Source organism: Mycobacterium sp. E3247, assembly GCF_001667785.1.
Classification (GTDB): Bacteria; Actinomycetota; Actinomycetes; order Mycobacteriales; family Mycobacteriaceae; genus Mycobacterium.
The window spans coordinates 1-9,516 of record NZ_LZJG01000249.1; the positions used below are offsets into that span (position 1 = coordinate 1).

At 71.0% G+C, this 9,516-nt stretch carries 7 protein-coding genes; 4 read left to right on the plus strand and 3 right to left on the minus strand.

Annotated features, from left to right (window positions below; translation table 11 throughout):
- The 4 genes from A9X04_RS13210 to A9X04_RS13225 form a co-directional block, all read left to right on the plus strand.
- Positions 1-667, plus strand: a 667-nt coding sequence (locus A9X04_RS13210) for an enolase C-terminal domain-like protein (RefSeq protein ID WP_304442395.1), incomplete at its 5' end; no start/stop codon positions are given.
- Between the two features lie 76 nt (positions 668-743).
- Positions 744-1,472 (plus strand): PAS and ANTAR domain-containing protein, encoded by a 729-nt coding sequence (locus A9X04_RS13215; RefSeq protein WP_067920982.1) that lies wholly within the window; start codon positions 744-746, stop codon positions 1,470-1,472.
- Between the two features lie 19 nt (positions 1,473-1,491).
- A complete protein-coding gene (locus A9X04_RS13220) occupies positions 1,492-3,261 on the plus strand; it encodes an ABC-F family ATP-binding cassette domain-containing protein (RefSeq protein ID WP_067920984.1) in 1,770 nt (589 codons plus the stop codon).
- Between the two features lie 7 nt (positions 3,262-3,268).
- On the plus strand, positions 3,269-4,024 hold the full coding sequence (locus A9X04_RS13225; protein ID WP_067920986.1) for an SGNH/GDSL hydrolase family protein: 756 nt from the start codon (positions 3,269-3,271) through the stop codon (positions 4,022-4,024).
- 5 nt (positions 4,025-4,029) lie between these two features.
- Here A9X04_RS13225 and A9X04_RS13230 read toward each other — a convergent pair whose 3' ends face one another.
- The 3 genes from A9X04_RS13230 to A9X04_RS13240 form a co-directional block, all read right to left on the minus strand.
- Positions 4,030-5,091, minus strand: a complete 1,062-nt coding sequence (locus tag A9X04_RS13230; RefSeq protein WP_067920988.1) for a type III polyketide synthase — start codon at positions 5,089-5,091, stop codon at positions 4,030-4,032.
- 124 nt (positions 5,092-5,215) lie between these two features.
- Positions 5,216-8,278 carry a type I polyketide synthase gene (locus A9X04_RS13235; protein ID WP_067920990.1) on the minus strand — a complete coding sequence of 1,021 codons (3,063 nt, stop codon included), beginning with the start codon at positions 8,276-8,278 and terminating at the stop codon, positions 5,216-5,218.
- A gap of 1 nt (position 8,279) precedes the next feature.
- A partial coding sequence (locus tag A9X04_RS13240) for a type I polyketide synthase (protein ID WP_156764347.1) occupies positions 8,280-9,516 on the minus strand: 1,237 nt, incomplete at its 5' end.

The following is a 9,516-nucleotide window of genomic DNA, read 5'->3' on the forward strand; positions in this document are numbered from 1 at the left end:
CCGCGCACAGCTCGAACGCTGGGTGGACGAGTGGAAGATCCCGCGCGTCAAGATCAAGATCGGCGAGTCGTGGGGCTCCGACGAGCGCCGCGACCTGGACCGGATTGCGCTGTCCCGCAAGGTGGTCGGGCCCGACGTCGAACTGTATGTCGACGCCAACGGCGGCTACCGCCGCAAGCAGGCGATCCGGGTGGCCCACGCCATGGCCGACCACGACGTCACCTGGTTCGAAGAGCCCGTCTCGTCCGACGACCTGGCCGGGCTGAACGAGGTCCGCGACCAGGTGACCCCGGACGTCACCGCCGGCGAGTACGGCTACGACCTGGCCTACTTCAACCGGATGCTCGCCGCCGGGGCGGTCGACTGCCTGCAGATCGACGTCACCCGCTGCGGCGGCATCACCGACTGGCTGCGGGCCGCAGCGGTGGCCGCCGCCTACAACGTCGACGTGTCCGGGCACTGCGCCCCCAACCTGCACGCCCACGTAGCCAGCGCCATCCCCAACCTGCGCCACCTGGAGTACTTCCACGATCACCACCGCATCGAACACATGCTGTTCGACGGCGCGCTGGCCCCCGACGGCGGCGCGCTGCGGCCGGATCAGCGCCGGCCGGGTCTGGGCCTGGAGTTCAAACGCGCCGACGCCGAGCACTACCGGAAATCCTGATCCGATGAATGGACTCCCGCAAAAGTGGGCATTGATATGCGGAGGACATAGTTACGGATCTGAAGGACAGCCCACGATGACCGTGAACTTTGACGACGAAGCCGTGCAGGGACGCAACGGGGACTCCGCCGACGACGGTTCGGCGGCCTCGGCGTGTGAGGCGTTCATGTCCGACGCCGTCGACGAGCAAGACCTCAACGCGGTCGATTTGGTTCTGGGCCTGGGCGAGCCGCAGAGCGTCGGCCGGTTCCGGTTCTTCCTGGACGGGCACCGCTGGGAGTGGTCACCGGCGGTCGCCCGCATGCACGGCTACCAGCCGGGGCAGGTGGAGCCCACCACGGACCTGCTGCTCAAGCACAAGCACCCTGAAGACCGCGATCGCGTCGCGGCCGTCCTCGACCGCGTCATGCGGGGCAAGGCGTTCAGCAGCCGCCACCGCATCATCGACACCGGCGGGCGCACCCACTGCGTGGTCGTCGCGGGCGACCGGATGCTCGACGACAGCGGCACCCTGGTCGGGACGTCCGGTTTCTACGTCGACGTCACCGATTCGCTGCAGACCGACATCAACAACGTGCTGTCGGCGGTCGCCGACGCCCGCGCCCGCATCGAGCAGGCCAAGGGCGTGCTGATGGCCGCCTACGGCATCTCCGCGGAGCGGGCGTTCGACATTTTGGTGTGGCGTTCCCAGGAGACCAACCTGAAACTGCGCGACCTCGCCGGCCGCTTTCTGGGCGCCCTGGCCAGCCAGGCGTCGGCGGAGACCCAACGCGAAATCGACCGGGCGCTGCTGACCCTCCAATAGCGCCAGTAGGGTCGGGCCGGTGGCGCACCTATTGGGGGCCGAGGCCGTCCACCTCGAATACCCGACCCAGCTGGTATTCGAATCGGTCACGCTCGGCGTCAACGACGGCGCGCGCATCGGCATCGTCGGGCGCAACGGCGACGGCAAGTCGAGCCTGCTGCGGCTGCTGACCGGGCAGCTGCAGCCCGACTCCGGCCGCGTGACCCGCCGCAGCGGCCTGCGGGTCGGCGCGCTCAGCCAGGCAGACACCCTGGAGCCGGGCCGCACGGTCGGCTGGACGCTGGTGGGCGAGGCGGCCGAACACCAGTGGGCCGGCGACGCGCGGGTCCGCGACGTGGTCGCCGGCCTGGTGGCCGACATCGATTGGGACGCAACGACCGCCACGCTCAGCGGCGGCCAGCGCCGCCGGGTCCAGCTGGCGCAGCTGCTGGTCGGCGACTGGGACGTGATCGCCCTCGACGAACCGACCAACCATTTGGACATCGAGGGCATCACCTGGCTGGCCGAGCACCTCAAACAGCGCTGGGCGCGCAACACCGGCGGGCTGTTGCTGGTGACGCACGACCGCTGGTTCCTCGACGAGGCGGCCACCACGACGTGGGAGGTGCACGACGGCATCGTGGAGCCGTTCGAGGGCGGCTACGCGGCGTACGTGTTGCAGCGCGTCGAGCGGGACCGGATGGCCGCCGCCACCGAGGCCAAGCGGCAGAACCTGATGCGCAAGGAGTTGGCGTGGCTGCGGCGCGGTGCACCCGCACGCACCTCGAAGCCCAAGTTCCGCATCGAGGCGGCCAACCAGCTGATCGCCGACGTGCCGCCGCTGCGCAACACCGTCGAGCTGGCCAAGCTGGCGACGGCCCGGCTCGGCAAGGACGTCATCGACCTGCTCGACGTGTCGGTCTCGTTTGACGGTCGGCCGGTGCTGCGCGATATCGAGTGGCGGATCGCGCCGGGCGAACGCACCGGCATCGTCGGGGCCAACGGTGCCGGGAAGTCGACGTTGCTGGGGCTGATCGCCGGCACGGTGACGCCGGACACCGGGCGGGTCAAGCGCGGCAAGACCGTGCGGCTGGCCGTCCTGGACCAGCAGGGCGACGCCCTGGCCGGCCTCGGCGACGACCGGATCGCCGACGTGCTGGGCGGGCTGCGCGGCGGGTACGAGGTCGAGGGCCGCGAGGTGACGCCGGCCCAACTGCTGGAGCGGCTCGGCTTCGGCGGCGGCCAGCTCTCCGCCCGCGTCGGCGAGCTCTCCGGCGGGCAGCGGCGGCGGCTGCAGCTGATGCTCACCCTGCTGTCCGAACCCAACGTGTTGCTCCTCGACGAGCCCACCAACGACGTCGACACCGACATGCTGGCCGCGATGGAGGACCTGCTCGATTCGTGGCCGGGCACCCTGATCGTCGTCTCGCACGACCGCTACCTGTTGGAGCGGGTCACCGACCAGCAGTACGCCATCCTCGACGGCCGGTTGCGCCACCTGCCCGGCGGCATCGACGAGTACCTGCGGCTGGCCGCGGCGCGCACCGGCGCGCCCGCCCAGCCGGCGCGCCCCGAGGCGGCGGGGATGTCGGGAGCCGAACGGCGGGCCGCGGAGAAGGAGCTGGCTGGCATCGACCGCCGGCTCGCGCGCCTGGCCGACCAGATCGCCGACAAACACCACGAGCTGGCCGGGCACGACCAGGCCGACCATGTCGGCATCGCGCGGCTCACCGCGGAGCTGCGCGCGCTGGAAGACGAGGTCGCCTCGACGGAGAGTCGGTGGCTGGATCTGTCGGAGATTCTCGAATAATGCGACTGTGACTTCAGGCCCCACCGAAACCGTTGCCTGCGTAGGCTCGAGCACCACCGCGGCCAAGGGGACCTACCGGTGGATCACCGAATTGCAGAATCGGCCGCGCAACAGTCGGTTCCGGTTCGTGAACTTCGGCGTCGGCGGCGACCTGTCCTTCCACACCGTCCGGCGGCTGCGCCGCGTGACCGCCATCCGGCCCGACCGGGTGATCGTCCTGATCGGTACCAACGACATCCTGGCCGGCGTCTTTCCGAACTTCCGCAGGGTGGTGCGCGTGTGGAAGGGGCTGCCCGCCGAGCCGACCGCACCGCGGTTCGAGGAGAACCTGGAACTCATCGCGCGCAGGCTGCGCCTGGAGACCGGCGCCAGGATCGCGCTGAGTTCCCTGGCGCCCGTGGGGGAAGACCCGCATTCGGGGCACGCCGTCCAGGCTCGGCTCAACGAGGAGTTCGCCGCCTACAACGCCGCGATCCGGGCGGTGGCGACGCGGGAGGGGACGGACTACCTCGGGTTCGCCGAGGCGTTCCAGGACCAAATGGTCCGCGCCGGCACCGCCAAGCCGTTCACCCGGTTCTCTTTCCCGGCGTTCTACCGCGACTACCTGATCCGGGAGGCGGTGCTGCGGCGCAGCTTCGACGAAATCTCCCGGATGAACGGGTGGGAGTTCCACATCGACGGCATCCACCTGAACACCCGTGGCGGCCTAATCCTCACCGAGGCCGTTCAAGGCTTCCTGGACTCGCCCGCGGCGGCGAACTGAGCGCCTCAGCGCCAGCGCAACAGCACCAGCTCGGAGCTGAACCCCGGGCCCATCGCGACCATCAGCCCGGGGCCGCCGCCGGGCGGCGGCTTGGCGATGGTGTCACGCAGGATGTGCAGCACCGAGGCCGACGACAGGTTCGCGATCTCACCCAGCGAGCGCCAGGTCAGCTCGAGGGCATCGGGTGGCAGCTCGAGGCTCCCGGCGATCGCGTTGATGACCTTGGGACCGCCGGGATGGGCCACCCAGGCGCCGATGTCGTCCTTGGTCAGGCCGTGGGCGCCCAGTAACCGGCTGACGTCGTCGGCCAGGTAGCGGTCGATGAAGTCGGTCAGCTCCGGGGACATCACCAGGTGCAACCCGGCCGGGCTCACGTTCCAGGCCATGATGTGCAGCGACTCGGGATACAGGCGGCTCCGGGAGTCGACGATGTCGGGCCCGTTCGGACTCAGCCGGTCGGCGCGACGGTCGCCGACCGCGACCACGGCGGCGGCCCCGTCGCCGAACATGGCGGTGCCGACCAGGCCCGACACGGTGGGCTTGACCGCCGGGAAGGTGAGCGAGCACAGCTCGACCGACACCAGGGCCGCGACGCCGTCCGGTGCGCCGCGCAGATAGTCGTGCAACCGGCCCACGCCCGCCGCCCCGGCCGCACAGCCCAACCCGAAAAGCGGCACCCGACGCACGTCCGGGCGCAGTCCCAGCCGACCGGCGATCCGCGCGTCCAGCGACGGCACCGCAACGCCGGTCACCGTCGTGGTGGCGATCATGTCGATGTCCTGCGGTCGCAGGCCGGCCTCGTCGAGCGCGCCCAGCAGCGCTTCGCAACCGAGTTCGACGGCGTGTTCGATGAAGATCTCGTTGGCCTCACCGAAATCGGTCAGCGACGGGTAACGCTCCAGCGGCAGGACCAGGTGACGGCTGTTGACCTTGGCGGCGGCGTGCAGCCGGCGCACAACTCCCTCGTGCTCCTTGAGTGCCGGGAATTCGACAAGCTGGTCGGTGATTTCGGCCTGGCTGTAACGATGCGGCGGCAACGCTCCGAACACACCCGCGATGACGCTCATGCCCAACCCTCTTGCTTGGATCCCAGCTTGACTGGGACTTTCGCCGATCCCCGAAGCTTATGCGGTTCGCGGTATTCCGGCAAAAGATTGACGTATTCGACGTGTGTGTAATTGATTTGGCGTTTCATCGTGTGGCGTCCTCGTCGTCACCCGAATTCAGCGCCATCGCGATCAACGCGTCCGGGGTCAGGGAATCGATCTCGTCACCGCTGATGAGCGGTTCGGCGACAACGTCTTCCGGCTTACCGGCGAGCAGCAGAAGCTTGTCGAGCAATCCGGTTCTGCGGAGCTCGGCGACCGGGATGCTGCGCAGCGCAGACCACAGCTTGTCGTCGTCGGATTCGTCGCCGTCCCCGCGGAACAGTTGCTGCCGCAGATGATCGGCCAGCGCCGCGGGCGTGGGATAGTCGAAGATCAGGGTCCGCGACAGAGCCAGGCCGGTCGCGGTGGTCAGCCGGTTGCGCAGTTCGACGCCGGTCAGCGAGTCGAACCCGAGGTCGGCGAAGGCCCGGTCGCGGTCGATGGCCCGGCCATCGGGGTGTCCCGAGACGGCGGCGACATGCTCGCAGACCAGTTCGACCAGCCGCCTCCGCTGGTCCGCCTGCGGCAGGGCGTGCAACCGCTCGGTCAGGTCCGGGGACCGACTCACCTTGGCCGGCAGCGCATCCCGATTATCCCCCAGCCAGAACCGTTGTCGCGCAAACCCGTACGTCGGCAGGTCGACCCGGCGGCCCCCCGCGCCGGCCAGCACGCCCGGCCAGCCGACGCCGACACCGGCGGTGAACAGCCGGCCGGCCGCGTGCAGCAGCGACTCGATCTCGGGACCGTCCTTGGGCATGGTCACCACCGAGATCGGCCGCTCGGTGGTCAGCGACTGGTCCACCGCCGGGCTCAGCCCACCGCCCGGGCCCATCTCGGCGAACGCCGTCACCCCCAACGCCTCGGCGGCGCGCACGCCGTCGAGGAAACGCACCGGCCGGCGCACATGTTCGACCCAGTACCGCACGGATCCGTATCCGGGGGCGGTGGGCTCTCCGAACACGTTGGAGATCAGGCAGATTCGGGGTTGTCGCGGTTCGACGCCGGAGATCCGATGCGCGAACTCGTCGAGCATCGGTTCCATCAACGGCGAGTGGAAAGCGTGCGAGACCGCCAACCGGTGCGTCCGCCGGCCGGTGCCCGCCAGGCGGTCGGCGACCGCGGCAACCGCGTCCCGCCCACCGGAGAGCACCACCGCGTTCGGTCCGTTGACCGCGGCGATGCTGACGTCCGCGCCCAGCATCGGGGTCACCTCCGCCTCGCCGGCGCTCACCGCCACCATGACCCCGCCCGCCGGCAGCCGGGCCATCAATTCGCCGCGGGCCGCCACGACGCGCGCCGCGTCGACCAGCGACAGCGCGCCCGCCACACACGCCGCCGCGATCTCCCCCACCGAATGGCCCAGCACCACATCGGGTGTCACCCCCCACGACCGCCACAGGGCGGCGAGGGCCACCTCGAGAACGAAAAGCGCCGGCTGCGCGAACTCGGTGTCCTGCAACGACTCCGCATCGCCGCCCCACATCACCTCGCGCAACGGCACCCGCAGGTGGGTGTCCATCGCGGCGGCGGCCTCGTCGAACGCGCGGGCGAACGCCGGAAACCGGTGATGGAGCCCGCGGCCCATCCCCGGCCATTGCGAGCCTTGGCCGGGGAACACGAAGGCCGTCCTGACCGCCGGCCCGGCGTGGCCGACCACCAGCCCGGGGGCCGGCTCCCCGGCGGCCAAGGCCGCCAGGTCGCGGGTCAGCGCCTCGCGATCGTGACCCACCAGCACCGCCCGATGGTCGAACACCGAACGCGTCGTCGCCAGCGACCACGCCACGTCGGGCGCGGTCGCCTCCGAGTCCGCCAGCCATTCCGTGAGCCGCCGCGCCTGGCTGGCCAGGGCGCGCCCGGAGCGGCCCGACAGCACCCACGCGACCGGCCCGTCGGGCACCCCCGCGGGGGTATCCGGTTGCGCGGGGGCCTGTTCCACGACGACGTGCGCGTTCGTGCCGCCCATGCCGAACGACGACACCCCGGCGCGGCGCGCGCGCTCCGTGCTCGGCCACGGCTGCGCGGCGGTGGTGACCCGCAGCCCCAGGCGATCGAGGTCGGGATTCGCCCCGGCGTGGTTGAGGCTCGGCGGAATCACCGAATGGCGCACGGCCAGCACGGCCTTGAGCAGGCCAGCGATGCCCGCGGCGGCGCCGGCGTGGCCGATGTTGGTCTTCACCGATCCCACGTCCAGCGGACGGCCGCGCCCGCCGAACACCTCACCCAGCGCCTGTGTTTCCGCCGCGTCGCCGACCCTCGTCCCGGTGCCGTGCGCCTCGACGTAGTCGATGTCGCCGCTGCCCAGGCCGGCGGCGGCAAGCGCCCGCCGGATCACGTCGGCCTCGGCGGAGACCGAGGGCACCGTCTGGCCCGCGGCGCTGTGCCCGGCGTTGCCCACGGCGCTGCCCCGGATGACGGCATGGATGCGGTCCCCGTCGCGCAGGGCCGCCGGCAACGGCTTGAGCAGCACCAGGCCGCCGCCCTCTCCACGGACGTAGCCGTCCGCGCGCGGATCGAACGCGTAGGTGTGACCCGATGTCGACAGCGCCCCGAATTCGCGCTCCAGCATTGCCGTTTCGTCGGCCAGGTTGAGATGGACGCCGCCGGCCAGCGCCAGCGTCGATTCGCCGGAACGCAGGCCCTCGCAGGCGAGGTGCACCGCGGTCAGCGAAGAGGATTGCCCGGAATCGACGGTCATGCTGGGCCCGTGCAACCCGAGGGCGTAGGAGACCCTGTTGGCGATCATTCCCCGGCTGATGCCGGCGAACGAGTGGTGGTCGAGGTTGTCGGCGATGTCGCGCAGCGTGAGGACCGCGTAATCGTCGGCCATCGCCCCGATGTACACCGAAACAGACTCAGCGCGAATGGTTTCCGGCACCACGAACGCGTCTTCGAAGGTCTCCCAAGCCAGTTCGAGGACCAATCGTTGGCGCGGGTCCATCGCGCACGCCTCGCGCGGCGAGAGGTGGAAGAAATCGGCGTCGAACTCCGCGACGTCGCCGGGCAGCCGCGTCGCTTCCCGGCCGTCGCGCAGCACGCCCCAGAAGTCGCGTGGGTTCTGCGCGCCCGGGAATCGGCACGCGAGGCCGATGATGGCGACGTCGGTCATGTTAGGGGCCGCCCTCTTCGTCGAGGATGGCGAAGAGCTGGCTCTCGGTGGCGGTGGCGATGTCGTCGTCGAACGGGTCGTCGGGGTGGTCGGGATACGGGGCGGGCGCGGGGCCGGTCAGGCCGGCCAGCAGGCCCTCCAGCCGGGTGGCGAGCTGCGCCTTGTCGCCGGGGCTGAAGTCGGATCGGCCGAGCAGCGCCTGCATCTCGCGGATCACGTCGTTGAAGCGGGCCATGCGATCGGGCGGCTCACCGCTCGGCCCGGTGGACAGCTGAGCGTCGAGATGCTCGGCCAGCGCCGCCGGCGTCGGGTGATCGAAGATCAGCGTCGGCGAAAGGGTCAGCCCGGTCGCGATTTTCAGCCTGTTCCGCAGCTCCACGGCGGTCAGCGAGTCGAAGCCGAGATCGGCGAAGGCTTGCTCGGCGCCGACGTCCGCGGTGTTGTGACCCAACACCGTGGCGGCATTGCCGCTCACCAGCTCCACCAGCTCACGGCGCCGCTGCTCGGGGGCCAGTCCCTCCAGCCGCGCCCGCAGACCAGTCAACGACACCATGTCGGTCGGGTCGAGGATCCGCCGCACCGGCCGAGATGCCAACTGGCTCAACAACGGCGGCAGCGCGGCGCCGGCGTGCGCCAGCGCGGCGGTGTCGAGCCGGGTGGCCACCACGACAGGGGGCTCGGCCAGCAGCGCGGCGTCCAGCAGGTCCAGCGCTTGGCGGGTGGACAGCGCGGCGAGCCCGGCGCGGCTCATCCGCGCCTTGTCGCGGTCGCCGAGGTGCTGCGTCATGGCCGAGGCCTGCTCCCACATCCCCCAGGCGATGGACAGGCCGGGCAACCGGTGGGCCCGGCGGTAGGCCACCAGGCCGTCGAGGAAGCTGTTGGCCGCCGCGTAGTTGCCCTGGCCCGGCGCGCCGACGATTCCCGCCATCGACGAAAACACCACGAACGCCGCCAGATCCAGCCCCCGGGTCAGCTCGTGCAGGTGCCACGCGCCGTCGACTTTGGACCGCAACACCGTGTCGATGCGCTCCGGCGTCAGCGACGCGATCACCGCGTCGTCCAGCACGCCCGCGGCATGGAACACCCCGCGCAGCGGGAGGTGCGCCGGTACCTGCGCCAACGCCCGCGCCAGGGCGTCCCGGTCGCCGACATCGCAGGCCACCACCGACACCTGCGCCCCGGCGCCGCGCAGCTCGGCGACCAGCTCGGGCAGGCCGTCGGCCCCCTCCCCGCTGCGG

What these genes read in the sequence shown, in the direction of transcription:
- A9X04_RS13215 (WP_067920982.1), top strand. Translation starts at nt 744, where the DNA reads ATGACCGTGAACTTTGACGACGAAGCCGTGCAGGGACGCAACGGGGAC.
- A9X04_RS13230 (WP_067920988.1), bottom strand. Translation starts at nt 5,091, where the DNA reads ATGAGCGTCATCGCGGGTGTGTTCGGAGCGTTGCCGCCGCATCGTTAC.
- A9X04_RS13235 (WP_067920990.1), bottom strand. Translation starts at nt 8,278, where the DNA reads ATGACCGACGTCGCCATCATCGGCCTCGCGTGCCGATTCCCGGGCGCG.